This window comes from Idiomarina loihiensis (assembly GCF_024584785.1).
GTDB lineage: Bacteria > Pseudomonadota > Gammaproteobacteria > Enterobacterales > Alteromonadaceae > Pseudidiomarina > Pseudidiomarina fusca.
The window spans coordinates 2,370,135-2,397,119 of record NZ_CP074112.1 but is presented as its reverse complement, the minus strand read 5'-3'; the positions used below and the strand labels follow the sequence as shown (position 1 = coordinate 2,397,119).

Here is a 26,985-nt window from a genome sequence, read left to right as displayed (position 1 = left end):
CGTTTGGGATAAACACAACAGGGGAATGTGGGGATGAAATTTTCCATCAATCGCGATGCTTTTCTCAAGCCACTTCAGGTTGTAAGTGGCGCGGTAGAACGCCGTCATACAATTCCAATTTTGTCTAATGTGCTGATTCAAGTTCAGCCTGATGGCATTCGTTTGACCGGTACGGATCTTGAAGTAGAGCTGGTGTCGTCTTGTGCCATTGATGATGGTGAAGCGGGGCAAGTGACAGTGCCAGCCAAGAAGCTGGTCGATATTGTCCGAAGTCTACCAGAAGGTGCGCTCGTTCAGTTTAGCGCATCAGCTGATAAAGCGATGATTCGCTCGGGTCGTAGTAAGTTTACCTTAGCAACCTTGCCGGCTGAAGACTTCCCTAACATCGATGACTGGGATAGCGATATTCAGTTAGTGACGAGTCAGTCTACCTTGAAAGACTTGATGGAACGCACGAGCTTCTCGATGGCTAACCAAGATGTTCGGTATTATTTGAACGGTATGCTGTTTGAGACGGATGCAAATACGTTGCGTACTGTTGCAACAGACGGTCACCGCCTAGCGATGAGCAGTTGCTCCATTGGTCAACCTAATTTGGCAGCGCGCCAAGTTATAGTGCCGCGAAAGGGTGTCACAGAGTTATTGCGTCTACTAGATGACGTTGATACTGAAGTGAAAGTCTTGATTGGCAACAATCATATTCGTGTTGAAACGAACGGCATTGGTTTTACCAGTAAACTCGTTGATGGGCGTTTCCCAGATTATCGTCGCGTGCTACCAAGTGGCGGTGATAAAGTTGTGGTCGCCGACCGCGATACACTTAAGCAAGCCTGTTCACGAGCGTCGATCTTGTCTAATGAAAAGTATCGAGGTGTTCGGGTTAATTTGAGTGTCGGCGAGATGTGCTTAACTGCGAACAACCCTGAACAAGAAACGGCTGAGGAAGTGATCGAAGTCGATTACCAAGGTGCTAGTCTGGAGATCGGTTTCAATGTCAGTTATTTAATTGACGTATTGAACACCATCCAGGGTAACCAGGTTAAGTTAACGCTTTCAGGTCCTGATGCCAGTGGTTTGGTTGAAGACAACGATGATGATTCGTCGTTGTATGTAGTTATGCCTATGCGCCTCTAAGGCGCATAGCAAGCTTGTTATGTATTTAGATACGTTAGCTATATCGCAGTTTAGAAATTTTGAAAGCGCGAAGATAAAGCCAGGAAAGACCATTAATATCATTTCCGGTCAAAACGGTAGCGGTAAGACAAGCTTGTTAGAATCGATTTATTGCTTAGGTTTTGGGCGCTCCTTTCGACACGGTACCTACAAGCAGTTAATTCGAAATGAGCAAGACCAGTTCGTGGTGTTTGCTAAGGTGGTCGAACAGACAGGCACATTGCATCAAGTGGGTTTTCAGCGCACCATGCAAGGCGATGTTCAACTGAAAATCGACCAGCAGCGCGAAAAGAAATTTTCTGCACTAGCGCGAATGGTGCCTGTGCAGTTAATGACACCAGAGAGTGTTGAACTGATTTTAGGTGGGCCTAAGTTACGACGTCAGTTTATCGATTGGGGAGTGTTCCACGTGGAACATTCGTTTTACCCAGACTGGATAAACTTCAGCAAGGTCCTTAAGCAACGTAATAGTTTGCTTAAAATGAAGCGGTTTGAAAGGGAAAGAGAATACTGGGATAAGCAGTTTGCTCACTATGGCGAGCAGGTGCATAGTTTTCGCCATGCTTATTTAGAAGCGTTTATCCCAGTGTTGTCTGAAAGACTAAAAGAGTTTTTGCCCAGTTATGATTTCAATTTTTCTTTGAGGTCTGGTTGGGATAAAGAACTAAGTCTCGCTGACGCATTGGTAAAGCATCAAGAGCAAGATATTCGATATGGTCACTCAACAGTAGGGCCACATAAAGCCGAGATGCGTATGACGGCTAACGGCGAGGATGTAAAAAACATTCTATCGCGTGGCCAGTTGAAGCTGTTAGTAGCAGCCTTGAAGTTAGTACAAGGAGACTATCTTCATCAACGAACCGGTATTCAATGTATCTATTTAGTGGATGATATTACCGCTGAGTTAGATACTGAGAGCCAAGCAAAATTTTGCGGTGCACTGGTTGCATCCAACTCACAGGTTTTTGTATCTGCGATTGATGGACGTGATATTCACGACCTATTAAAAAGTCCTGATACTAAAATGTTCCACGTGGAACATGGAACCGTTAAGGAACAATAGAGAAGCTAGTTATGGCAGAAAACAATTACGATTCGTCCAGTATTAAAGTCCTAAAAGGACTAGATGCAGTTCGCAAACGCCCGGGCATGTACATTGGTGACACTGATGACGGCACCGGCTTACATCATATGGTATTTGAAGTCGTCGACAACTCCATTGATGAAGCCTTAGCGGGATACTGCAAAGATATTCTTGTGACGATTCACTCTGATGGTTCGGTCTCTGTAAGAGATGATGGTCGGGGTATTCCAGTCGATATTCACCCGGAAGAGGGTGTCTCTGCCGCACAAGTTATCATGACCGTCTTACACGCCGGTGGTAAATTCGATGATAACTCATATAAAGTGTCGGGTGGCTTGCATGGTGTTGGTGTATCTGTAGTAAACGCACTGTCAGATACGTTACGTTTGACCATCAAGCGCCAAGGCCATGTTTATGAGCAAACCTATAAACTAGGTGAGCCAGTAGAGCCTATGAAAGAAGTAGGTGATACTGATAAGACGGGTACTGAGATTCGCTTTTGGCCAAGCTCGACAATCTTTACGGATATCGAATTCCATTACGATATATTAGCTAAGCGCTTACGTGAGCTATCTTTCTTAAACTCGGGCGTATCTATTATTCTGCAAGATGAGCGGAATGAACGCCGTGACCATTTTAAATACGAAGGCGGTATTGCTGCATTTGTTGCTTATTTGAATAAAAGCAAAACTCCAATTCATCAGAACGTATTTAACTTCACCCAAGAGCGTGAAGACGGTATTACTGTAGAAGTATCGATGCAATGGAATGATTCCTTCCAGGAGAACATCTACTGCTATACCAACAACATTCCACAACGTGATGGTGGTACCCACTTAGCTGGTTTCCGTGCTGCATTAACGCGAACCTTAAATAGCTACATGGAAAAAGAAGGACTGCACAAGAAGTTCAAAACCAACGCTACCGGTGACGACGCTCGTGAAGGCTTAACAGCTGTGGTGTCCGTTAAGGTTCCAGATCCTAAGTTCTCGTCACAGACCAAAGACAAATTAGTTTCATCTGAGGTGAAAACGGCAGTTGAACAGGCGATGAATGAGCGCCTTGCAGATTATCTGTTGGAGCAGCCAAACGACGCCAAAATCATCGTAGGTAAAATCATTGATGCGGCACGAGCTCGTGAAGCAGCGCGTAAAGCACGTGAAATGACTCGCCGTAAAGGTGCATTAGATCTGGCAGGTTTACCAGGTAAGCTAGCAGACTGCCAAGAGAAAGACCCAGCACTTTCTGAACTTTATATTGTGGAGGGTGACTCTGCGGGTGGCTCAGCTAAGCAGGGCCGTAACCGTAAGAACCAAGCCATTCTTCCTTTGAAGGGTAAAATCCTAAACGTTGAAAAAGCACGTTTTGATAAGATGCTATCCTCACAAGAAGTAGCTACCTTAATTACCGCGCTTGGTTGTGGTATTGGACGTGACGAATACAATCCAGATAAGACCCGTTATCACCGTATCATCATCATGACGGATGCTGACGTTGACGGTTCTCACATTCGGACGTTATTGCTAACGTTCTTCTACCGTCAAATGCCCGAGCTTATCGAGCGTGGTTACATGTACATCGCCCAACCACCACTTTATAAAGTGAAAAAGGGTAAGCAAGAGACGTACATTAAAGATGATCCAGGTCTGATTCAGTATCTTACCAGTCTTGCACTTGATGGCGCCTCACTGCATGTCACTAAAGACGCACCTGGCATTAGTGGTGCACATCTAGAGACGCTGGTGAATGACTATCAGTTGGTACAAAACAGCATTAAGTTACGGTTATCTCGTCGGTTGCCAGAAACCTTCTTGCAGCGTTTACTTTATGCTCCACGATTAACGGAGCAATTGCTGAAAAATCAAGAAGATATGCAAAGCTGGGCGGCAACACTCGAAGCTGACTTAACAACACGAGAAATCAACTCTGCTACCTATAAAGTTAGCGTTAAGCAAGATGAAGAGCGGGGCGTTTTCTTGCCAGTTGTTATCGTACGCATGCACGGTATTGATACTGAATACCCATTAACTTACGAGTTCTTGATGTCACGCGATTACGACCAACTTGTTTCCATTGGTGAGAAGATCAATGGATTAGTAGAGCCGGGTGGTTTTGTTCGTCGCGGTGAAAAAGAAAAGCCAGTAGATAACTTTGTTGATGCGGTTGAGTGGTTAATTGCGGAGTCTAAGCGCGGTATCTACATCCAGCGTTACAAAGGTCTTGGTGAGATGAACCCGGAGCAATTGTGGGAAACTACCATGGACCCAGAAACGCGACGCATGTTGCGGGTAACTATCGAGGATGCTATTGCGGCCGATCAGTTATTTACCACACTCATGGGTGATGATGTTGAGCCACGTCGTGCATTTATTGAAACCAATGCACTGCAGGTAGCAAACTTAGACGTGTAGTCTTTAACTGAGTCAAATAGGCATGAAAAAAGGGAGCGTTATACAACGCTCCCTTTTTATTTTGGAAACAAAAGAATCAAGCCAGTTATCAAGTAACTTAATTCTTTATGCGCCTAGTTTAGTTTAAAACGGAGATATCCGCAATTTGAAGAAACAGTTCGCGTAGCTGATTCAACAAGGCTTGTCGATTAGCCCGAATGTTTGCATCTTCGGCGTTTACCATAACTTCTTCAAAGAAGTTATCTACCGGTTGCTGCAAAGCAGCGAGTTCATTCAATGCTAAGCTGTAGTCGTTGTTACTCAATGCCACTGTGGCAGCCTGTGCTGCCGCTTTCATCGCTTGCGCCAATTGCTGCTCAGCTGCTTCTGTTAGGAGCTGCTCATCAACCTGATCAGGGATATCACCTTCTACTTTAGCTAGAATGTTGCTGACGCGTTTATTCGCTGCGGCTAGCGCATCAGCTGCTGGAAGCGAGCGGAAGGCACTGACTGCATGAACACGCTGATCAAAGTCTAGCGGCAAGGTAGGGCGGCGAGCTAACACGGCCTGAATGACGTCCACCGCTATCCCTTGATCTTGATAGAAGGCGCGGAAGCGGCCCATCAAAAACTCAAGCACATCGTTCTTCACGTCGGTATTAGATAGTAAACCAGCAAAGCTATCAGCTGCGATATCGATCAGGGTGACCAAATCTAGCATTAGTTTCTTCTCAACCAAAATACGCAGCAGGCCGATAGCACTACGACGCAAGGCGAAGGGGTCACGGTCGCCTTTCGGGATCTGGCCAATACCAAAAATACCTACTAACGTATCTAGCTTATCGGCAAGCGCAACAGCGGCGCCTGCAGTTGAAGCAGGTAGCATATCGCCGGCAAAGCGGGGCAGATAATGCTCAAAAATCGCTTCTGGAACACCCTCAGCTTCGTTGTCGTGACGGGCATAATGCATTCCCATCACCCCTTGGGTTTCAGGGAATTCTAGCACCATCTGAGTGCCAAGGTCTGCCTTACACAGCAAGCCGGCACGTGCGGCTACAGCCGCGTCGGCTCCTAACAGCTTTGCGATCTGCTCAGCTACTGTTGCAATCCGCTCTGATTTATCTTTCACTGAACCAAGTTCTTTTTGGAACAGAATATTGGCAAGGCCGTAGACGCGGCTGTGCAGACTCACTTTTTTGTCAGTCTCAAAAAAGAACTGAGCATCGGCTAAGCGTGGACGCACCACCTTCTCGTTACCTAAAATAATCTGCTGCGGGTCTTTGCTTTCGATATTGGTGATAAAGATAAAGGCAGGCAATAAATGCCCCTCTTTATCGTGTAACGGGAAGTAGCGCTGATCGTCCTTCATGGTCACAATCAATGGCTCTTTCGGTACCGCTAGGAATTTTTCGTCGAACTGTGCAGAGAGCGCTACTGGCCACTCAACCAAAGCTGTCACTTCATCGATTAGGTCGTCATCTTGGATAACTTCGCCACCAAGCTCTGCAGCTAGCGTAGCAATAGCTTCTACGATACGTTGCCGACGTTTAGCAAAATCAGCAATAACCCAGGCTTGTTCAAGGGCTTGTTCGTAGTCACCAGCGTAGCTTAGGCTCGTACCTTGTGGGCAATGAAAACGATGGCCCAATAAGTGATTACTGCTTGCTACACCTAATACGTCACCAGCTATCAATTCATTCCCATAGAGCATGGTAACTGTATGTACCGGGCGAATAAATTGAGCGCTGCCGGCGCCCCAGCGCATCGGCTTAGGGATAGGAAGCTTCTTCAAGGCTTGGCGTACCAATTCTGGCAATACATCAGCCAGTGGTTGGCCTTTTACCGCTGCCTTATAGAGTAACCATTCACCTTTATCAGTCACTAAACGTTCAGCTTCTGCGACGCTTATACCATTGCCTCGCGCCCAGCCTTCGGCGGCCTTAGTAGGCTGGCCTTGTTCATCAAAGGCGACATTTATCGCAGGGCCACGCTTTTCGACTACTTTATCTGCTTGAGTGGCGGTTAATTCATGAACCTGTACAGCTAACCGACGAGCTGAAGCGAAGCCGGTGACTGTAGAAAAGCTAAAGTCATGTTCGCTAAGTAACCCAGCAAGAGCATCGGTAAAGGCGTCGCTTAAACCCTTAAGCGCCTTTGGTGGCAACTCTTCAGTACCAATTTCTACTAATAAAATATCCCGTTGCACAGCTTATGCTCCTGGTTGGTTTGCTAGTGGAAACCCAAGCGCTTCGCGCGCTGCATAATAGGCTTCAGCACAGCCTTTGGCCATTGTCCTTACCCGCAGAATATAACGCTGGCGTTCGGTTACCGAAATCGCGTGGCGGGCGTCGAGTAGGTTAAACGCATGCGAGGCACGCATCACTTGTTCATAGGCTGGTAAGGGCAAATTGTGTTCTAACAAGTGCTGGCATTCTTTTTCACAGGCCTCAAACCGTGCGAATAGCACGTTAACATCAGCATGCTCAAAGTTATAAGTTGACTGCTCAACTTCGTTTTGATGAAACACATCACGATAGAAAATTTTACCGCGTGGGCCATCGGTCCAAACCAAATCGTAGATGCTATCCACCCCTTGGATGTACATAGCTAAGCGCTCAAGCCCGTAGGTGATTTCACCAGCAACTGGCTTACACTCTAGTCCACCAACTTGCTGGAAGTAGGTAAATTGAGTCACTTCCATACCATTAAGCCAAACTTCCCAGCCAAGCCCCCACGCACCGAGTGTGGGTGATTCCCAGTTGTCTTCAACAAAGCGGATATCGTGCACTAGCGGATCAAAACCAAGCATCTGTAGCGAACCCAAGTACAGTTCTTGTAGATTACTTGGTGAGGGCTTCATCAACACTTGAAATTGATAATAGTGTTGCAAACGGTTAGGGTTTTCACCGTAACGTCCATCGGTAGGGCGCCGACAAGGTTGCACGTAGGCAAAGCTAGCCGGCTCGGGGCCGACCGAGCGTAAAAAGGTCATCGGATGAAAGGTACCCGCACCTACTTCCATATCTAACGGTTGAACCACCGCGCAGCCCTGTTGGGCCCAGTAATCTTGAAGGGCAAGAATAAGCCCTTGAAAGGTTTTTACATCGTAGCTAGCCATGCGATTCTCGTACTGTTTTTTGTGACGAATTAGCGTAAATTATACCCTGTGTTGTGCTTTGGTTACAGGACTGCATACAGGATACCATGCGAAATGACTGAAACAATTCAACGTTGTAGTTGGTGCGGTACTGCAGCTGATTACGTTGCCTACCATGATAATGTCTGGGGCCGCCCCGTTGGCGATAGCCAAGAGCTGTTTGAAAAGCTCTGTCTAGATGGTCAGCAAGCAGGCTTAAGTTGGCTTACGGTGCTGCGCAAGCAAGCTCATTACCGGCAAGCCTTCGCCAACTTTGACCCAGATGAAATTGTTAGCATGCCAGCAAGTTATCAACAGGAGCTCATGCACAATGCAGGAATTATCCGCAATCGTTTAAAGATAGAGGCTATCTTCAAAAATGCTCGAGCGTATATTCAATTACGTGATAGTGGCCAAGCATTCAATGAATTTTTGTGGCAATTTAGCGACGGACAGCCACGGATCTTCGCTAGAACCGGGGGAGATATTCCTACCCGCGATGAAATTTCTGATACTATGGCCAAGGCGCTTAAAAAAGCAGGTTTTAGCTTTGTTGGCACCACAATTTGTTACGCTTTTATGCAAGCCGTTGGTATGGTGAATGACCATCTCGTTGATTGTCATTGTTATCAGCCCACGTGTCAGCTAATGCGAGAATTTACCTTAACCAAATGAGTGAACCATGTTAGAAATCGTGCTCGCTGATTACAGCAACCCGAAACACCGCCAGGCGGTGTTAGATATGCTAGATGATTATGCGCAAGATCCTATGGGGGGTGGCGAGGCGCTACCAGAAGAAACGAAAGCAACCTTAATCGACGAGATGGCTAAGCGCGACCATGTGTTCTCGCTGTTGGCATTTCAGGATGATGAGCCAGTTGGATTAGCTAACTGTGTTGAAGGGTTTTCAACCTTTGCCGCCAAGCCGGTGATGAACATTCATGACATTGCTGTGATTAAAGCTTGTCGTGGTCAGGGCATTGCCAAACGCTTATTACAAGAAGTCGAAACGTTGGCGCAGTTTCGTGGTTGCTGCAAGCTCACCTTAGAAGTGCTGCAGGGTAATGAACCCGCTAAAATCGCCTATGAGAAGTTTGGCTTTAAGCCCTATCAGCTTGATGACGCCATGGGCAAAGCCGAGTTCTGGCAAAAGTATCTGTAGCCATCATGAGTGATGCAATAACGCCGACCGCGACGCTCGATGCTCTAGGTTTACGTTGTCCTGAGCCGGTGATGATGGTGCGGTTGCAAATCCGTAAACTCAACGTTGGCGATGTCCTCGAGATTATCGCCGACGATCCAGCAACTACCCGCGACATACCCAATTTTTGTCGCTTTATGGACCATGAGTTGGTGGCTGCCCAAACCGATACCTTACCGTACCGTTACCTGATTAAAAAAGCATAAAAAAAGCCGCTGCAAGATGGCCTTGCAGCGGCTTTTCGATCTTAACCTAGGTTAGTTAAGACGCTCGTATACAGTGGCAATGCCTTGGCCTAAACCAATACACATGGTTGCCACGCCAAGAGTCGCATCTTTACTTTCCATCAGGTTGATTAGGGTAGTAGAAATACGTGCCCCAGAGCAGCCTAATGGATGGCCTAGCGCAATAGCGCCGCCATTCAGGTTCACTTTTTCATCCATCACGTCTAACAAACCTAGACCTTTCAGTACGGGCAGTGATTGCGCTGCGAAAGCTTCATTCAGCTCCCACAAGTCAATATCCTGAACGCTTAAACCAGCTCGTTTCAGAGCTTTTTGCGTGGCTGGAACTGGACCATAACCCATAATCGAAGGATCGCAACCTGCAACCGCCATCGCACGAATGCGCACGCGCGGGGTCAGGCCGAGGGCTTTCGCTTTATCGGCTGACATGATTAAACAGGCAGCAGCACCATCAGATAGTGCTGATGACGTACCTGCTGTTACCGTGCCGTTAGCTGGGTCGAACACTGGACGTAACGCAGCAAGGCCTTCTACAGTGGTTTCTGGACGAATCACTTCGTCATCTTTAATCAAACGCAGAATGCCTTCGGCATCATGCCCTTCAATCGGCAGGATTTCGTTAGCGAAGCGGCCTTCAATCGTCGCAGCATGAGCGCGGGCATGAGAGCGAGCGCCAAAAGCGTCTTGTGCGGCGCGGTCGATTTCAAACTTACGCGCTAACAACTCTGCAGTCATTCCCATGCTACCAGAAGCCCGAGCCACAGATTTATTCATGCCTGGATGAAAATCAATGCCGTGGGTCATAGGAACGTGGCCCATATGTTCAACACCACCGGCGATAAAGATCTCACCATCACCATGCATAATAGCTCGTGCCGCGTCATGGATGGCCTGCATTGAAGAGCCACAGAGCCGGTTTACCGTAACCGCAGACACATGGTGCGGAATGCCGGCAATCAGGGCGGCATTTCGGGCGATGTTAAACCCTTGCTCTAAGGTTTGCTGTACGCAGCCCCAATAGATGTCTTCTAATTCATTAACATCCACTTGTGGGTTACGTTCTAACAAACCTTTCATCAGATGCGCAGACAAATCTTCTGCGCGTACGTTGCGAAACACTCCGCCTTTGGATCGACCCATTGGGGTGCGAATACAATCGACAATCACTACGTCTTTCATACAATTCCTCCGTTAGCTCTGCGCTAATGATTAACCGGCCAGATAAGATTTACCTGACTTGGCCATTTCGCGCAGGCCATCGGTTACTTGATACATTTCACCTAAGTGAGCATATTTATCAGCTAAGGCAATGAAGTTCTCTAAACCTACCGTTTCTAAATAACGGAACGGGCCGCCACGGAAAGGAGGGAAGCCTAGGCCATAGAGCAATGCCATGTCGCACTCTGCGGCCGAAGCTACAATGCCTTCTTCAAGGCAGCGTACGCATTCGTTCACCATAGGTACCATACAACGACCAATGATGTCGTCGGCGCTCAGTTGCTTGTCACCAATATTCAGCAGTTCGTAAACCTCAGGGGCTTGTTCTTTACTCGGGCGACCTTTTTTGTCGACGCCATAGTTATAGAAGCCTTTACCATTCTTCTGACCAAATCGCTCAGCCGCAGCTAGTTTTGCAATGGCGCTGCTGGCATCGCGTGGCATGCGGCTAGGGAAGCCATCCGCCATCACGAGCGTACAATGATCAGCGGTATCAATACCTACGACATCACTTAAGTAGGCAGGGCCCATCGGCCAGCCGAATTGGCGCTCCATAACTTTGTCGATACCAGCGAAATCAACGCCTTCATCGACCATGCCGGCAAAGCCTGCTAAGTATGGGAACAGTACTCGATTCACTAAGAAGCCAGGGCAATCATTGACCACGATGGCGGTTTTACCCATGCGCGCGGCATAGGCAACAACTGCAGCTACGGTTTCATCAGAGGTGTGCTCGCCACGAATCACTTCAACTAACGGCATTTTGTGCACTGGGTTAAAGAAGTGCATGCCGCAGAAGCGCGATGGGTCTTTCAGATTTTTAGCCAAACGGTCGATAGAAATGGTCGAGGTGTTCGATACTAAAATGGTATCGGCATCTACCACAGACTCCATTTGGGCAAGAACCTTACCTTTCACATCTGGGTTCTCAACCACGGCTTCAACGACGATGTCGACGCCCTTCACACTTTCATCAAGCAAGCTTGGGGTGATAGAGGAGAGCACCGCTGCCATTTTTTTATGGTCTAAACGGCCGCGCTCAACTAACTTGCCGAGGATTTTACTGGCTTCGCGCATACCTAAATCAAGCGCATCTTGGCGGATGTCTTTCATCACTACCGGAACGCCTTTATAGGCAGATTGATAGGCAATACCACCGCCCATAATTCCAGCACCTAATACCGCTGCTCGTTTGATTTCTTTAGTTGCCTGCTTCGCAGCTTTCTTGGCTTTACCCTTGACCAATTGGTCGGCTAGGAAAATACCTACTTGTGCTTTACAAGCGTCGGTTTGAGTTAAGCTAACAAAGGCTCGGTTTTCAGCATTTAAGGCTTCTTCACGGGTATGACGAGCGCCTTCTTCAATCGCGCGAATCGCAGCATGAGGCGCTGGATAGTGTTTGCCGGCCTGGGCTGCGACCATACCTTTGGCGGTCACCAAAGTCATAGTTAATTCAACATCGTTAGCCTTGAGGGCTTCGAGTTTTGGCTGACGTTTTTGTTGCCAGTTCAATTCACCCGCTGCAGCAGCTTTCGCCATGGTTAGGGCAGCTTCACGTAATTTCTCTGGGGCAACAACTGAATCTACCAAGCCAATTTTCAAGGCATCTTCAGGACGATTGTTCTTACCGGTGGTGATCAGCTCGAGGGCATTGTCCGGACCAATAATCCGTGGCAAACGCATGGTGCCACCAAACCCTGGGATGAGGCCCAGTTTTACTTCAGGTAAACCGATAGTAGCTGTGGTATCTACCACACGATAATCACAGGCTAGGGCTGCCTCGCAGCCGCCGCCTAAGGCAAAGCCTGTTACTGCGGCAACGGTTGGTACCGGCAGGTCTTCAAGCTGATCAAACACACGAGAAGCTTTCGCTACCCACACTTTGGTTTGTTCTACATCAGCGAAGAGCGTTAAAAACTCAGTAATATCGGCGCCAACGATAAAAGTAGATTTACTGCTAGTTACAATCACGCCACGCAATCCATCAGTACTGGCTAGTTGCGTAAGTGCTTGACTGAATTCTTCCAAGGTCTTCTGGTCGAACTTGTTAACTGAGCCGGCTGCAGCAAATTGTAACTCTGCAATTCCGTCTTCAACAAACTCAACCCGAATATTGTCACCCTGATAAATCATAAAATTCTCCTTCAGCGGTTACTGATTCTCAGATAGCTTTGGGTTAAAGTGGTTCTTATAGTCGCTCTAGAGTTTGGCCCGAATAGGTTAAATTTTCAATCATTTTTTAAACGAGCGTTTGAAAGTATGTGGAAAGCTCAGATAACATCAAAGAACTCTATCAAAGCTGGTGTGCTGGCTGGCGCCTTGCTGATAGCTCCAATAGCCTTGGCGGCGCCGCCCAGTGCCAGTGTGGTTGACGAAAGTGTGCGTGAGCAGCAGCGCGAACTGTTCAAGCAAGCTGAAGTTGCAGTCAAGCGTCGGCGCATCAAAGAATATCAACAGTTGGTACAGCAACTAGAAGGGTATCCTTTGTTACCCTATCTCGAGCTTGATCGAATTGGGCAAATTGGCTATATCGCCAATGAGGACTACGTACTGAGTTTCTTTGACCGGTATCAACAGAGTCCGTTGGATTGGCAAGCACGACAGCCTTGGTTAGATTACTTGATGCGACAGGGTGACTATCAGCGCTTTGTTCGTGATTTTAAAGCGCCAGGCTCGCAAACTCATCAATGTTTCTTGATTGAAGCTCAGCTGGCACTATTGCCTACAGAGCAGCACACAGCTGACCAAGCGGATGTGAATCGGTTGCAGGTGCTACGTCAAGTCGATACCGTGTGGCGCAATGGCTCATCGTTACCCAAAGCTTGCGACACCATTTTAGCGGCTTGGGCCGAGGCCGGGTTACGCACCCCAGAATTAATCTGGGAGCGGGTGGTACTAGCTGCTGAGGGAGGACAACACACGTTGTTACCTTATCTCGGCCGATTGTTGCCTGAACCTATGCAGTACTTGGCTGAGCATTATCGGCGGGTACGGGTTAACCCATCATATGTCACGCGTTTCAGCGCACTGACTCAAGCCTATCCTGAACACGAAGCGCAAATCTTAAGTTATGGATTACGTCGCCTTATCTGGCGCGATCCCGATTTAGCCTTGGCTACTTTAGCCAAGCTACCATCTCACATTGTCTGGACCGCCGAGCAGCAGCTTAGCCTAAATCAGACGTTTGCCACCGCACTGAGTGTGAAAAACCATCCGCAAGCGGAAACTTGGCTAGCGCGACTAGCACCTAACGAGCATAATGACACCACGCGGCAATGGCAGTTGGCCGATTGGGTACGGCGAGGTGCTTGGCAGCAAATCATTGAATTTATGCCGCGCTTGCCCGATACCGAACGAGAGTCCGATCAGTGGCAATATTGGTTTGCGCGCTCGCTAGAAAGTTTAGGACAGCCCGGGGTCTCGGCACCATTGTGGCGTGAGTTGGCGCAATCACGCAGTTATTACGGGTTTCTCGCTGCCGCCAAACTAGATGTGCCACTTAACCTGCAGCGTCAGCCGTTGCAATTATCAGAACAGCAGCGCCAAGCACTATGGCAGCTTGATGGGGTGCAGCGGGCCTACGAATTACGAGCTTTAGATCGGCATCTAGATGCACGGCGCGAATGGTTTTATATGGTGAATATGGTGACCCCTGCGCAACAGTTGCAACTAGCAGCTTTGGCAAGTGAGTGGGGATGGCATGATCAAGCGATATATACGCTCGGCCAAGCGGGAGAATTTGATGCCGTGGCACAGCGTTTTCCCGAGGCCTATTTAGAGCAACATCAAAAGTTTGCTCACGCTGCGCAGATTGATGTGAACTGGGCGTTGGCGGTGTCACGGCGTGAAAGCGCGTTTCGTCATGATGCGCGTTCGCACGCAGGTGCTTATGGATTGATGCAACTATTACCCAGTACCGCTCGTTTAATGGAGGATAAGCCATTAAACCATCGCGATTTATTTCATGTTGAAACCAATATTCGATTAGGTACTCGCTATTTATCTCATTTACAACAACGGCTAGAAGGTAATTGGTTATTGGCAACGGCAGCCTATAATGCGGGCATCTATCGGGTTTATGATTGGATTCCGGCGCAACCGCTAGCTGCAGATCGCTGGATTGAGACGATTCCATATGCAGAAACACGAAACTACGTGAAGAATGTACTGGCTTACCAGCAGATTTATCGAGCTTTGCGTCAAGGTGAACAGCAACCAGAACTATTTCAGCAGGTCGTACCTATGCGCATTGGTAAGTTGCCGACAACCTCCGCTAACAGTGGCGATTAATCTGAACTACAAGGTGTGTTCAAATAAATCATGAGTGCAAACTATTTAATTCCGGCGCAGCCCATGACCCATGAGCTGGTCATTAAAAACAGTCGGTTTATTGCTCATGCACAGCTCGCTAGTAGTGCCGCTGAGGTGGCTGCGCATCTGGCTTGGTGTAAACAACAGTGGCCGCAAGCAAGTCATTACTGTACGGCGGCTTTATGGGGTGCGCCCAATAACAGTCAAGCTTATGCGATGAGTGATGACGGTGAACCCAGTGGTACCGCCGGTAAACCTATGTTTCAAGTATTGCAAACTAGTGGGGTAGGAGAAATTTCTGTGGTGGTGGTGAGATATTTCGGTGGGGTGAAACTCGGAACCGGAGGCTTGCAACGCGCATACAGCCAAGCTATCGCCGAGCTCATGAAAGTTTTACCAACAGCAGAAAAAATACTACGCAAATCAGCCCGTTTAAACTACGATTACCAGCATCAAAGTGTTGTACAGCATTTATTGCAGCGTTATCAGGCAGATATTATCGAACAAGAATTCACGGATACGGTACGATTAAGGCTAGCAGTGGTTGCCGCATCAGCAACAGAGCTTGCAACCCAATTAAAAAACTCAACTCAAGGTCAACTTGAGTTAATTATTCTAAAAGAGGCAGGCTAGTGCGCTTTCGCGGCATTCTCAGAATTTTAGGGCTACTTATTTGTTTGTTCAGCATTACCTTGGTGCCCCCAGGCGTAGTTGCGTTAATCTATCAAGATGGTGGTGGAGTAGCCTTTTTACTGGCTTTTGTGGTGAGCTTAGTGGTTGGCTTTTGCGTCTGGTATCCGAACCGTCACGAGCGTTCTGATCTTAAAGTTCGAGACGGGTTTCTGCTAACCGTCCTGTTTTGGACGGTGTTAGGGGCCGTGGGTATTTTGCCCTTGTGGTTCACCGCCGAAGTTCCATTGAGTATTACCGATGCTGCCTTCGAGTCTTTCTCTGGTTTAACGACCACGGGCGCTACCATTTTGACCGGCATTGAACACTTGCCCCACAGTATTTTGTTTTACCGTCAGCAGTTGCAGTGGTTAGGCGGGATGGGGATTATCGTTTTGGCGGTGGCAATTTTACCGATGCTTGGTATCGGGGGTATGCAGCTGTATCGAGCGGAAATTCCGGGGCCCCTTAAAGATGCCAAAATGACCCCTAGAATTGCCGATACTGCGAAACATCTTTGGTACATCTATGTGGCTTTAACCGCCGCTTGTGCTATTGCCTATAAGCTTGCGGGTATGGGCTGGTTTGATGCTATTGGCCATGCGTTTTCAACCATTGCGGTAGGTGGCTTCAGTACCTACGATGCCAGCATGGGCTACTTTGACAGTGCCACCATTAACACCATTTGTGTGGTGTTTTTGATCATTTCATCGATAAATTTTGCGGTGCATTATGCGGCCATAACAGGGCGTTCAATTACTGGGTATTTCCGTGACCCTGAAGCACGGGCGTTCGTGTTGATTCAGGTTGCGTTAATTATTCTGGTCTTTCTTACGGTGCTGGTACACGACCTGTTTTCGTCGACCGAAGAGGCCTTTAATCAAGCGATGTTCCAGGCAGTTTCAATTAGCACCACAGCCGGCTTTGCGACCACAGACTTTTCATCTTGGCCGTTGTTTTTACCTATTTTGCTTATCTTTGCCAGCTTTATCGGTGGCTGCGCCAGCTCAACAGCGGGTGGTTTAAAAGTGGTGCGGGTGATGTTGCTGTTTCGGCAAGGGGTGCGTGAACTCAACCGCTTAGTACATCCAGCTGGGGTCTATTCCGTTAAACTAGGTAAGCGCATTATGCCGCAACGAGTGGTTGAGGCAGTGTGGGGTTTCTTTGCCGCCTACGCCTTGGTTTTTGTGGTCATCATGCTCGGCTTGCTGGCAACGGGTTTAGATGATGTGACAGCCTTTTCGGCTACCGCAGCCTGTTTGAATAACTTAGGGCCAGGTTTAGGTGAGGTGGCAGCTAATTACGCTGACATCCCGGACGCGGCCAAGTGGCTATTGGTGATTGCCATGTTATTTGGGCGCTTAGAGGTTTTTACCATCTTAGTGTTACTCACCCCAACATTCTGGCGCAGCTAGCAATAGGGCCTGAACTAGGCCCTAAAAGAATAACGCACTAGGTTGGAATAAGCGTTCCACTTCGCGAATGTACTTTTTATCTACCAAGAACAAAATAACGTGGTCATCGGCTTGTAAGACAGTGTCGTCGTGAGCAATAAGCACTTCATTGCCGCGCACGACAGCACCTATGGTGGTGCCCGGAGGCAGCTTAATTTCGCTGATGGTTTTACCGATAACTTTAGAGGTGTTTTCGTCGCCATGAGCGATCGCCTCAATAGCCTCAGCTGCACCTTTACGCAGTGAATAGGCATTAACAATATCACCTTTACGAATCAGTGATAGTAGTGCCGAAATAGTCGCTCGTTGCGGAGATATCGCAATGTCTATGACGTTATCTTGCACCAGATCGACGTAGGCCTGGCGCTGAATTAACACCATGGTTTTTTTCGCGCCCATTTTCTTTGCAAGCATGGCGGACATGATATTAGCTTCGTCATCATTGGTAACCGCAATAAACACGTCCATATCTTCAATATGCTCTTCAATCAGTAGCCGTTGATCTGATGCATCACCTTCAAGAATGGTGGTGTTTTGCAGGCTTTCATTGAGCATGAGGGCACGATCTCGGTTGCGTTCAATGAGTTTTACATGGTGATTCTCTTCCAGACGGCGCGCCAATCCCGCACCTATGTTACCGCCTCCGGCAATCATGACGCGGCGATACTGATGCTCAAGCTTCTGCATTTCTTCCATAACCATGCGGACATACCTGGTATCGGCAATAAAGAAAACTTCGTCGCCGGCTTCAATGATGGTTGTTCCCATCGGCTTGATGGCTTGCCCTTGCCGGAAAATTGCCGCGACTCGGGTTTCGACATTAGGCATATGGTCTTTCAAAGTAGAAATAGCATGGCCAACTAACTTGCCACCGTAATAGGCTCGTACTGCGACGAGGCTGGCGCGCCCGCCAGCAAACTCCATCACCTGCAAAGCGCCAGGGTAATCCACCAGCAGCTTGATGTAGTCGGTCACTTCTTGTTCGGGTGAAATGAGGTGATCAACAGGGATGTCGTCTTTATGAAAAAGCTTATCTTTGTAATCGCTGTATTCTTCTGAGCGAATGCGCGCGATGCGTTTGGGAGTCTTGTAAAGGGTGTAGGCAATCTGACATGCCAGCATGTTGGTTTCATCGCTTGGCGTTACCGCAATCAGCATGTCAGCATCTTCGCAGCCGGCTTGGCGTAGCGTCCGAGGATGCGAAGCATAGCCCTCTATGGTGCGAATATCATGCAATTCTGATAAATAATTTAAACGCCCAATATCTGAGTCAACCACGGTAATATCATTGTCTTCGCCCACTAGGTTTTCTGCTAGTGTACCGCCTACTTGACCGCCACCGAGGATGATTATTTTCATGTGCGTTTTTCCAGTTTTGCATAATAGAAACCATCGCCATGTTGCTCACCCGGAAGCCACTGCCAATCAAGCTCGGTACCAGGCCCTATAGCTATTTGTTTGGCATCCGCATGGCGCGTCAAAAATGCTGCTATTTGTTGTTTGTTTTCTGCAGGTAACACTGAGCAGGTTGCATAAACTAGGGTACCGCCTGGCTTTAACATTGGCCAGAGGTTATCAAGAATCCTTGCCTGTAATTCAGCTAGGGCGCTAATGTCATTCGCGCGGCGTAGCCATTTGATATCAGGATGACGACGAATCACGCCCGTGGCAGAGCAGGGGGCATCAAGTAAAATCCGGTCAAACAGTTGACCATCCCACCAGTCGGCACTAGTAGCATCACCTTGTTTCACAACGGCTGTTAATTGTAAACGCGCCAAATTGTCATGCACCCGTTGCAAGCGTTGGGCATCGGCATCTAATGCCAAGACCGCGGCCGTAGGAGCTGTCTCTAATAGGTGAGCAGTTTTACCACCAGGAGCTGCACAGCAATCTAGAATGCGTTCATGGGGTTGAGGTTGTAACAGGCTAGCTGCATGCTGCGCAGCAACATCTTGTACCGAAACCCAGCCTTGTGCAAAGCCTGGTAGCTGCTGCACATCTACCGGCTGCTCTAGGCGAATTGCCGAAGCTAGTGGGCTATCAGAGGCTGCCGCTAAGCCAGCGTCAGCTAATAATGCCAGATACTGCTCGCGTGTGTGATGCTGTTGGTTGACACGAAGCCACATGGGCGCTTGCTGATTATTCGCCGCTAAAATAGCTTCTGCGTGTTGTGGGTAAGCATGTTGAATAAGTTCAGCCAGCCAGCGAGGATGGCCATGGGCTAACTCGGCGCGGGCGGCAATTTGTTCTAGTAACTCAGACTGTTGCCGTTGCAGGTTACGCAAGACACCGTTTACTAAGCCTTTTTGCCGATTACGACCTAAAGTAATGGCTGCATCAACGGTGGCGGATACCGCGGCATGCGAGGCTGCGCCCATGTAGACAAGTTGGTAAGCGCCCACTAACAATAGTGAGTTTAAGATTAGTAATTCACCTTTGAGAGGCTTGGTAAGCAGCTTACTTAGCATAAAGTTAAGCTGCGGTAGATGCCGCAAAACACCGTATGCGAGAGCTTGAGCCATGCCACGATCGCGCGCAGAAAGTTTACTCGCTGCCACCGGCAACGCAGTGCTTAACGAGCGTTGGTGCTCAAGCACTTGAAACACAGCTTGGGCTGCCGCGGCGCGGCTTGCTGCACCAGGACGAAGCTCAGTCATGGGATACCTTATGCGGAGCTGCTAATCGACTCCCTAGTTGAAACCAATCACTGCGACCGTTAAGGAAATCTGCTGCAGGCATAGGTTTTTTGCCGGATGGCTGCAACGTTTGGAGGCACAAGGCCTGTTGACTCGTGCTAATCACGATACCCTGTTTATCTGCGCTGATCACGGTGCCAGGTGCAATAGATTCTGATTGCTCAAAGGGTACCACGGTGGCATGGTAAACTTTTACCACTTCGTTGTTACTGGCAAGCAGCCAACAGATGGGCCACGGATTAAAGGCGCGCACCCAACGCTCTAGTACTGCGGCGGGTTGCTGCCAGTCCAACTGAGCTTCTTCTTTACTTAACTTGGTGGCGTAAGTGGCTAATTGCGCATCTTGAACCTGGGCTTGTGGCAGCAGGTCAGTGAGTTGGTGTAGGGTATCTAACAACGCCGGCGGCCCTAACTCGGCCAGCTTGGCATACAAGGACGCGGAAGTATCGCTTGGACGGATCGGTAACCGTCGTTCGAGTAATACCGGGCCGGTATCAAGACCCGCCTCCATCAACATGATAGCAACGCCAGTTTCGCTATCGCCAGCCCATAGGGCCCGCTGAATAGGTGCTGCACCACGCCAACGAGGCAACAAGGAACCGTGCACATTGATGCAGCCATAGCGTGGTAAATCAAGCACAGCTTGGGGCAAGATGATGCCATAGGCAACCACCACCATCACATCGGCCTGATAATCTGCTAAGGTTTGTTTTGCTGATTCTGATTTAAAAGATTGCGGCTGCTCAATCGTCAGTTGATGCGCTAGCGCTAACTCTTTGACGGCGCTGGCATGTAATTTCTTACCACGCCCAGCCGGGCGATCTGGCTGAGTGTAGACAGCCACCACCTCGATGGTGTCATCCTTAAGTAATGCCGCCAGATGTTGCGCTGCAAAATCTGGCGTACCAGCAAAAACTACGCGCAGCTTATTGGCCATATAAACGAGCTTCTTTCTCTAATTTTTTGCGAATGCGATCACGTTTTAACGGCGATAGATAATCGACAAACAATTTACCATCAAGATGGTCAATCTCGTGCTGAATGCAAATGGCTAGCAAGCCTTCAGCGGTAAGACTGAAAGATTCACCGTTTTTATCCAACGCTTGCACTGTTACTTTGCCGGCACGCTCAACATTGGCGTAGACTCCAGGAAAGGATAAACAGCCTTCTTGATTGGTAAAATGGCCTTCTTGTGCTGTAATCTCAGGGTTAATGAAGACGAGGGGTTCGTTCTGATCTGGGCTGCAGTCGGCCACAAACAAACGGCGGTGAATATTCACCTGAGTAGCAGCTAGGCCAACGCCTTCAGATTCGTACATGGTTTCAAACATGTTGTCGATGTCAGCACGCAGGGCATCATCTACCTGCGCAATAGGCTGTGCGACAGTGCGTAAACGCTCGTCGGGATATTTTAAAATTGTTAATTTAGTCATAACCTGTCATTCGCTTGTTTCATATTGGCTAATTTTAACGTAATTTGAGGTTAAACACACGGTTTTACAATGGAGCTCCCCATGACTAAGAAGCATTATTGTACGATTGCGGCTATCGGCTTTTTCAGCCTTAGTTGCCATTCTGCGTTAGCTTCTGCACCGCTGGTTGATTCACAACCGCTACCACAGCCCGCTGTGGGGGCTGAAAGTCGGGGGACGCTGGTGCAAATTAAGCAAGGCGCACCAACCGAATACGTGGTGAAAAAAGGCGATACCTTATGGGATATCTCAGCACTCTTTCTTGATGATCCATGGCTATGGCCCGAGTTATGGCGGATAAATACTGACATCGCCAATCCACATCTCATTTACCCAGGCGACAAATTGTATTTGGTATGGGTAGATGGGCGACCTCAGCTTACTCGCAAACCGCAGCGGACCCTCTTACCTGAGGGTACAGTACAAGCAAAACGACAGCCGATTCCAACCTTTGCGCGCGATATGTTAGAACCATTACTTACGGAACATCGCTTGGTAAGTGCTGAACACTTGGCTCAGCTACCGGTGATTGTCGGCGACAATCGCGGTGCCCCCCGAGTGAACGGCTTAGCGCCAGTCTTTATCGATGCTGCTGCTGGACAACTTGAGCAGCAAGAATATGCTATCTTCACCCCGGTCGCAGAGTTAGCCCAGGGGCAACTGTTACGCTTAGTAGCCAACGTCCAAATTACCCATGCGCAAGATGGCTACTGGCAAGGGGAGGTTAGTAAGTTACAACGCGAAATTCGCCGCGGCGATGTGCTCCTGCCGCTAACGCCTACCGAGCTACCCGAGCTGATAGTTCCTAGTAATGGAGCCGTCCCTATGGGGCATATTATCGGGTCTTTAAATGAGCGCCGTGAGCAAGGTAAGTTTGATTTGGTGGTGTTAGACCAAGGCCGAGCAGAAGGTGTTACTACCGGACAAATGTATCGTGCCGTACGCGCGGGTACTCGGGTGTTTGTCGATGGCGAATCTATCAGTTTAGTGAACCCTTATAAACCCAGCCACGCTATTTCATCGCTGTGGCGAACCACCGCTGAATTGCCGCTGCAACAAACCGCTGAGCTGATGGTCTTGCAAGTGCAGGAGCATAGCAGCTTTGCCATTGTGTTGAGGGCACCAGAATGGTTGCGGGTTGGGGCTACCTTTTTACCCATGCAGGTGGCTGCAATGCAGCGCTAAGCTGGGCTTAGCTCGCTTTTTTACAATTTCAATTGCAAGGATGCAAAGCAATGATGGCACAGGATCATCGCGGTATTTTATTACTCGCTTTTGGCAACGGTAAGCTCCGACGAGAATGTCGCAAAGCCAGCTCATTTACTAACGCCATCGAGCTGGCGCAGAGGTCACCGCACGCAGCTGACGTGGTCATTGAAGCGGCGCACGTGGCCAGGTTAGAGCGTTGGCTTGAATTACCGCAAACCCAGGTTGTGAGTTATTTTGACGCCTCCTATCCTGAAGCTCTACGCTATGTAAGTCAGCCCCCATTAGTGTTGTTTTGTCATGGAGATGTGGCGCTGTTGCAGTGCTGCGCTGTTGCTATTGTCGGTAGCCGCAATGCTAGCCCTACCGGGCAACATACAGCGGATTATTTTGCCCGTGGTTTAGCGAGTAGTCAGGTAGTGATTATTAGTGGGCTCGCCATGGGGATAGATGCCGCCGCCCATCGTGGTGCGTTGGCGACTGGCCGCACCATTGCGGTACTAGCGGGTGGGCCAGACGTTTACTACCCAGCCCGAAATCGGCAACTACAACAACAGATCGCGCAAGCGGGCTTACTCGTTTCAGAGTTCGCGCCCGGAGTACCAAGTAAGCGCGATCATTTTATCCGTCGCAACCGTATTATCGTCGCCTTAGCTCAGTTGGTGTTGGTGGTAGAAGCCAAACCACGGAGCGGTTCGCTGAATACAGCAAAACAAGCCCTTGAGCAAAATCGTAGCCTCTTTGCCGTGCCCGGAAGCATTTGGGACCAAGGAATGGGGGGCTGTCTGATGTTATTGCAACAAGGTGCAGGGTTAGCGATGTCGATTAATGATGTGCGGCAAGAATTGAATTTACCAAGTTTGCCCCCATCTACTTCAGCAGAGGACGAAATTAATTCGCAACCGAGCTTGGCAAACACGCAATTGTTGGCTAATGTGGGCAATGAGGTCACTTCAATAGATACCATAGTAGCGCGCAGCAAACTTCCAGTTGCGATTGTATCAGAGCAACTGGTATTGCTTGAATTAGAAGGGAGAGTGACTTCTGTTGCCGGCGGCTACATAAAAGTGGGGAGGCGCTAACCATGTTTGATATCCTCATGTATTTATTCGAAAACTACATTCATTCTGATATGGAAGTAGTCGTGAATCATGATGAGTTAACCGATGAGTTAACTCGGGCGGGATTTCATCGGCAAGAAATTCAGAAAGCTTTAGCATGGTTAGAGCGCTTAGCTGATCTGCAAGAAAGCGATCTGAAGGCGGGTCTGAATCGTAGTCAAAGCAAATCGACGCGGGCTTACACAGCAGAAGAAGTAGCTCGAATTGATTGCGCCAGCCGCGGCTTTATCATGTACCTAGAAAATCTTGGGGTGTTGGATTTTGCTACCCGAGAAATGGTCATCGATAGAGTGATGGAGCTCGATGCAAAAGAGTTCACTCTAGATGATTTAAAGTGGGTGGTGTTGATGGTGTTGTTCAACGTGCCCGGCCATGAAGATGCCTATAATCAAATGGAAGGTTTGTTGTTTGAAGAGCCAGATGGTTTATTGCATTAAATGAGTGACAACTTTCTAGAGCCCCAAGCACTCGGAGTTCCTTGCCCCAAGTGTCAGCGAGATTTACAACTCAAAAAAGGCCGCTACGGCCTTTTTGTTGGTTGTAGTGGTTATCCCGCTTGTGATTACATGACTGCCGCAGATTTCGATCCCGGTACCGATGCCCGCTGTCCTGAATGCCAGCAAGGTAAGATGGTACAAAAAACTAGCCGCTTCGGTCATTCCTTTTATGCTTGCGATCAATACCCCTCATGTCGTTATTCCGTGAAGTTACCGCCGGTGGCAGAAATTTGCCCGAGTTGTGGTTACGGGTTGTTATTACGCAAAAAAACCAGTGCGGGTGAGCGCCTAATTTGCGCAAAAGATACCTGCGACTACAAATCTCCAGTAAAATAATCCGCAGTTTTAGCGTTAGCGAGAAAGAACATGTTAGACAGTGAACAATGGCTAGCAGCCAAGCAAGCGTTTCAAGCTGGGCAGGTGTTGGCTTATCCTACTGAAGCCGTATTTGGGTTAGGTTGTGATCCTCGTAATGAAAGTGCAGTGCGCGCTGTACTTGCCTTAAAACAGCGCCCTGAAAGTAAAGGCTTGATTCTTTTGGCTGCCGATTACAGTCAGTTGGTGCCCTATGTTGATGATCTTGCGATTCCACAGGATAAGCGGTTTGCGGTGTTCTCAAACTGGCCAGGTGCCGTCACTCTATTATTGCCGGCAGCCGCTAATGTCCCAGAATGGCTGCGTGGCGACCATAATCAAATTGCGGTACGTGTAACCGCACATGAACCAGCGCGGCAGTTATGTAAGGCACTCGGCTCAGCAATCGTTTCGACCAGCGCCAATCGCTCCGGGCAGCCAGCCTTAACCACAGCTGCGCAAGTAACAGCAGAGTTTGGTGAGGGAGTGGCGTGGGTGATGCCTGCGGATGTGGGCGGAGCAAGTAAGCCGTCACGTATCATCGACCCTTTAACCCAGCAGGTAATACGAGATTAATCATGCCAGATTCGATGTTAGAGCAAGTAAAAGCCTATTTAACCAATCTTCAAGACCAGATCACCGAAGCATTGGAACAGGCAGATGGAAGCGGGCAATTCACCGAGGATGCTTGGCAACGCCCTGGTGGCGGTGGTGGGCGCTCGCGGGTGTTACGTGATGGTGCCGTATTAGAACAAGGCGGGGTGGGTTTTTCGCATGTGTATGGCGAACAAATGCCAGCATCTGCTACGGCGCATCGACCTGAATTAGCCGGTCGTAACTTTAATGCCTGTGGGGTGAGTTTAGTGATGCACCCGCGTAATCCCTACGTACCTACCAGCCATGCTAACGTGCGCTTTTTTATTGCCGAAAAAGCGGATGCAGAACCGGTATGGTGGTTTGGAGGCGGGTTTGACCTAACTCCGTTTTACGCCAACGATGAAGATATTAAGCATTGGCATCAAGTTGCATATGAGGCCTTGCAGCCCTTTGGTAATGATTTATACCCAGCCTATAAACAATGGTGTGATGAGTATTTTTATTTGAAGCACCGTGGCGAAACACGCGGCGTTGGTGGTTTGTTTTTTGATGATTTGAACGAGCGAGGATTTGATGAGAGCTTTGCCATCATGCGAGCCGTTGGCGATGCCTATTTAGCGGCCTATTTGCCGATTATCTCCCGCCGTAAAGACATGCCTTATGGCGAGCGCGAGCGGCAATTTCAGCTCTACCGTCGTGGCCGCTATGTTGAGTTCAATTTAGTCTGGGATAGAGGTACTTTGTTTGGCTTGCAAACCGGCGGCAGAACCGAATCTATCTTAATGTCGATGCCACCGTTAGTGCGTTGGGAGTATGGTTATCAACCAGAACCAGGCTCACCTGAAGCTCGGCTCTATGAGGATTACCTTAGGCCGCGCGATTGGCTCGCCGAACTTTAATCGGTATTTATCATGTGATGAGCCAGTGCCGTGTAACGACTTTTTAGCTGCATCTTCAGTAAATCATCTTGCACTTGCTCATCTAAAACTTGATACATACACATCAACCATTGATCGCGCATGGCTTCGTCTATGCGAAAAGGCAGGTGCCGTGCCCGTAGCCGAGGATGCCCATATTTTTCTTCGAAGAGTGCCGGGCCACCCAGCCAACCACTAAGAAACTCGAAAAATTTCTGCCGAATTTGGGTGAGGGGTTGTGGATGCATGGCCAACAGTTCAGCTGCGCGTGGGTCTGTTTCCATGATATCGTAAAAACGCTCAGCCATAGCTCGTACGGCGTGTTCACCGCCAAGCTGATGATAGAAACTACTATCTGGGGCTGCTTTCTTTTGCGAACGGAGAAAATTAAACATGGCGCTTTTTACCGTATTTGGAAATCCAATTGCACAAAGCCTATCGCCACAAATCCATCAATTATTTGCTGAACAAGCGCAAGTAAGCCTCAACTATTCGCGCAGTTTAACATCTCCGGCACAGTTCTCACGAGCTGTTGCGGCATTTTTTCGCAGTGGCGGCGCAGGAGCCAATGTAACGTCACCGTTCAAACAACAAGCCTATCAGTTGGTGACCCATGTTACAGCTCGAGCGGCCAGTGCTGGCTCGGTGAATACCATAGTTGCACTCGGACACGGCCAATTATTGGGAGATAACACGGATGGCTACGGATTGGTGCGTGACTTACAGCGCTTAGGGTTTGATCTGACCCAGTTAACTATCGTGCTGATCGGTGCGGGGGGAGCAAGCCGTGGCTGCTTACAGCCTTTGCTAGATGCTGGCGCGGCTAACTTAGTGTTAGCTAATCGAACACTTAGTAAGGCTCAGCAATGCGTGGAAGGCCTTGAGCATGCGCGCCTTAGTGTTGCTAGCTTAGCTGAACTGGAGAACCAGCTAGAACCCTTACAGCAACCCTATCTGTTAATCAATGCGACGAGTGCTGGTATTCATGGTGATCAACTGGCCTTAGCGCCCGCGATATTTGCCCAGGCAACGGCTTGTTATGATATGAGTTATAGCTCAAATCCTAGTCTGCTCACGCCTTTTCGCCGGCAAGCACAGAAAGCAGGAGCACCACGCACCTTTGATGGGCTAGGGATGTTGATTGAGCAGGCGGGCCTGGCGTTTCAGTTATGGCATCAGGGGATAGAACTTGATACTAGGCTGGTACATCAGCGCTTACAGCAACAATTGCAACAATGATAGGA

Annotated in this window: 25 protein-coding genes; 16 read left to right on the top strand and 9 right to left on the bottom strand. The window is 48.8% G+C overall.

What is annotated here, in order from left to right; translation table 11 throughout:
• Window positions 1-33: 33 nt before the first annotated feature.
• The 3 genes from dnaN to gyrB are packed head-to-tail and all read left to right on the top strand — an operon-like array spanning window position 34 to window position 4,668.
• Complete coding sequence (gene dnaN / locus KGF88_RS11420) at window positions 34-1,134, top strand: DNA polymerase III subunit beta (RefSeq protein WP_153826545.1); 1,101 nt, start codon at window positions 34-36, stop codon at window positions 1,132-1,134.
• Window positions 1,135-1,153: 19 nt separating this feature from the next.
• Complete coding sequence (gene recF / locus KGF88_RS11415; RefSeq protein WP_153826546.1) at window positions 1,154-2,236, top strand: DNA replication/repair protein RecF; 1,083 nt, start codon at window positions 1,154-1,156, stop codon at window positions 2,234-2,236.
• 11 nt (window positions 2,237-2,247) lie between these two features.
• Entirely contained in the window at window positions 2,248-4,668 is a 2,421-nt protein-coding gene (gene gyrB, locus KGF88_RS11410; protein WP_153826547.1) for a DNA topoisomerase (ATP-hydrolyzing) subunit B, read from the top strand.
• Window positions 4,669-4,786: 118 nt separating this feature from the next.
• Here gyrB and glyS read toward each other — a convergent pair whose 3' ends face one another.
• Entirely contained in the window at window positions 4,787-6,853 is a 2,067-nt protein-coding gene (glyS, locus tag KGF88_RS11405) for a glycine--tRNA ligase subunit beta (RefSeq protein WP_162014510.1), read from the bottom strand.
• Window positions 6,854-6,856: 3 nt separating this feature from the next.
• Window positions 6,857-7,765 carry a glycine--tRNA ligase subunit alpha gene (gene glyQ, locus KGF88_RS11400; RefSeq protein WP_110075708.1) on the bottom strand — a complete coding sequence of 303 codons (909 nt, stop codon included), beginning with the start codon at window positions 7,763-7,765 and terminating at the stop codon, window positions 6,857-6,859.
• 93 nt (window positions 7,766-7,858) lie between these two features.
• On the opposite strand from glyQ, the gene KGF88_RS11395 reads away from it, so the two are divergent.
• From KGF88_RS11395 to tusA, 3 genes are read left to right on the top strand one after another with little or no spacing between them, the layout of a single operon-like run.
• Window positions 7,859-8,458, top strand: a complete 600-nt coding sequence (locus KGF88_RS11395) for a DNA-3-methyladenine glycosylase I (RefSeq protein ID WP_153826548.1) — start codon at window positions 7,859-7,861, stop codon at window positions 8,456-8,458.
• A 7-nt stretch (window positions 8,459-8,465) separates the two neighbouring features.
• A complete protein-coding gene (locus KGF88_RS11390; RefSeq protein ID WP_110075706.1) occupies window positions 8,466-8,945 on the top strand; it encodes a GNAT family N-acetyltransferase in 480 nt (159 codons plus the stop codon).
• A 5-nt stretch (window positions 8,946-8,950) separates the two neighbouring features.
• A complete protein-coding gene (gene tusA, locus KGF88_RS11385; protein WP_153826549.1) occupies window positions 8,951-9,190 on the top strand; it encodes a sulfurtransferase TusA in 240 nt (79 codons plus the stop codon).
• 51 nt (window positions 9,191-9,241) lie between these two features.
• On the opposite strand, the gene fadA is transcribed toward tusA, so the two are convergent.
• Window positions 9,242-10,408 carry an acetyl-CoA C-acyltransferase FadA gene (fadA, locus tag KGF88_RS11380; protein ID WP_110075704.1) on the bottom strand — a complete coding sequence of 389 codons (1,167 nt, stop codon included), beginning with the start codon at window positions 10,406-10,408 and terminating at the stop codon, window positions 9,242-9,244.
• 30 nt (window positions 10,409-10,438) lie between these two features.
• A complete protein-coding gene (gene fadB, locus KGF88_RS11375; RefSeq protein ID WP_153826550.1) occupies window positions 10,439-12,580 on the bottom strand; it encodes a fatty acid oxidation complex subunit alpha FadB in 2,142 nt (713 codons plus the stop codon).
• 126 nt (window positions 12,581-12,706) lie between these two features.
• Between fadB and KGF88_RS11370 the strand changes: the two genes are divergently transcribed.
• From KGF88_RS11370 to KGF88_RS11360, 3 genes are read left to right on the top strand one after another with little or no spacing between them, the layout of a single operon-like run.
• Window positions 12,707-14,737: a transglycosylase SLT domain-containing protein gene (locus KGF88_RS11370; protein ID WP_153826551.1), complete on the top strand. Its 2,031-nt coding sequence runs from the start codon at window positions 12,707-12,709 to the stop codon at window positions 14,735-14,737.
• 30 nt (window positions 14,738-14,767) lie between these two features.
• Window positions 14,768-15,391, top strand: coding sequence for a YigZ family protein (locus tag KGF88_RS11365; RefSeq protein WP_153826552.1), 624 nt, complete (start codon window positions 14,768-14,770; stop codon window positions 15,389-15,391).
• Window positions 15,391-16,842 carry a TrkH family potassium uptake protein gene (locus KGF88_RS11360; RefSeq protein ID WP_162014511.1) on the top strand — a complete coding sequence of 484 codons (1,452 nt, stop codon included), beginning with the start codon at window positions 15,391-15,393 and terminating at the stop codon, window positions 16,840-16,842. The genes KGF88_RS11365 and KGF88_RS11360 overlap by 1 nt, the downstream gene beginning before the upstream one ends.
• Before the next feature lie 21 nt (window positions 16,843-16,863).
• Here the strand turns inward: KGF88_RS11360 and trkA are convergent, their stop codons facing one another.
• From trkA to def, 4 genes are read right to left on the bottom strand one after another with little or no spacing between them, the layout of a single operon-like run.
• Window positions 16,864-18,240 carry a Trk system potassium transporter TrkA gene (trkA, locus tag KGF88_RS11355; protein ID WP_110075699.1) on the bottom strand — a complete coding sequence of 459 codons (1,377 nt, stop codon included), beginning with the start codon at window positions 18,238-18,240 and terminating at the stop codon, window positions 16,864-16,866.
• Window positions 18,237-19,538 carry a 16S rRNA (cytosine(967)-C(5))-methyltransferase RsmB gene (rsmB, locus tag KGF88_RS11350; RefSeq protein ID WP_153826553.1) on the bottom strand — a complete coding sequence of 434 codons (1,302 nt, stop codon included), beginning with the start codon at window positions 19,536-19,538 and terminating at the stop codon, window positions 18,237-18,239. The genes trkA and rsmB overlap by 4 nt, the downstream gene beginning before the upstream one ends.
• Window positions 19,531-20,514, bottom strand: coding sequence for a methionyl-tRNA formyltransferase (gene fmt / locus KGF88_RS11345; protein ID WP_162014512.1), 984 nt, complete (start codon window positions 20,512-20,514; stop codon window positions 19,531-19,533). Before fmt ends, rsmB begins: the two co-directional genes overlap by 8 nt.
• Window positions 20,504-21,010, bottom strand: coding sequence for a peptide deformylase (gene def, locus KGF88_RS11340; protein ID WP_110075696.1), 507 nt, complete (start codon window positions 21,008-21,010; stop codon window positions 20,504-20,506). The genes fmt and def overlap by 11 nt, the downstream gene beginning before the upstream one ends.
• An 81-nt stretch (window positions 21,011-21,091) precedes the next feature.
• Between def and KGF88_RS11335 the strand changes: the two genes are divergently transcribed.
• The 6 genes from KGF88_RS11335 to hemF are packed head-to-tail and all read left to right on the top strand — an operon-like array spanning window position 21,092 to window position 25,723.
• A complete protein-coding gene (locus KGF88_RS11335) occupies window positions 21,092-22,234 on the top strand; it encodes a LysM peptidoglycan-binding domain-containing protein (protein WP_162014513.1) in 1,143 nt (380 codons plus the stop codon).
• A gap of 50 nt (window positions 22,235-22,284) precedes the next feature.
• Window positions 22,285-23,337 (top strand): DNA-processing protein DprA, encoded by a 1,053-nt coding sequence (gene dprA / locus KGF88_RS11330; RefSeq protein ID WP_153826555.1) that lies wholly within the window; start codon window positions 22,285-22,287, stop codon window positions 23,335-23,337.
• 2 nt (window positions 23,338-23,339) lie between these two features.
• Window positions 23,340-23,813, top strand: coding sequence for a DUF494 family protein (locus KGF88_RS11325; protein ID WP_110075693.1), 474 nt, complete (start codon window positions 23,340-23,342; stop codon window positions 23,811-23,813).
• Window positions 23,814-24,209 carry a DNA topoisomerase family protein gene (locus tag KGF88_RS11320; RefSeq protein WP_110075692.1) on the top strand — a complete coding sequence of 132 codons (396 nt, stop codon included), beginning with the start codon at window positions 23,814-23,816 and terminating at the stop codon, window positions 24,207-24,209.
• Window positions 24,210-24,239: 30 nt separating this feature from the next.
• Complete coding sequence (locus tag KGF88_RS11315; protein WP_110075691.1) at window positions 24,240-24,803, top strand: L-threonylcarbamoyladenylate synthase; 564 nt, start codon at window positions 24,240-24,242, stop codon at window positions 24,801-24,803.
• Window positions 24,804-24,805: 2 nt separating this feature from the next.
• The gene (gene hemF, locus KGF88_RS11310; RefSeq protein ID WP_153826556.1) at window positions 24,806-25,723 is read left to right on the top strand and encodes an oxygen-dependent coproporphyrinogen oxidase; all 918 of its coding nucleotides are present in this window, start codon (window positions 24,806-24,808) and stop codon (window positions 25,721-25,723) included.
• Here hemF and KGF88_RS11305 read toward each other — a convergent pair.
• The gene (locus tag KGF88_RS11305) at window positions 25,720-26,136 is read right to left on the bottom strand and encodes a group II truncated hemoglobin (protein ID WP_153826557.1); all 417 of its coding nucleotides are present in this window, start codon (window positions 26,134-26,136) and stop codon (window positions 25,720-25,722) included. The two genes, hemF and KGF88_RS11305, sit on opposite strands and share 4 nt — an antisense overlap.
• On the opposite strand from KGF88_RS11305, the gene aroE reads away from it, so the two are divergent.
• A complete protein-coding gene (gene aroE, locus KGF88_RS11300) occupies window positions 26,135-26,980 on the top strand; it encodes a shikimate dehydrogenase (protein WP_153826558.1) in 846 nt (281 codons plus the stop codon). The genes KGF88_RS11305 and aroE overlap by 2 nt on opposite strands.
• Window positions 26,981-26,985: the final 5 nt, after the last annotated feature.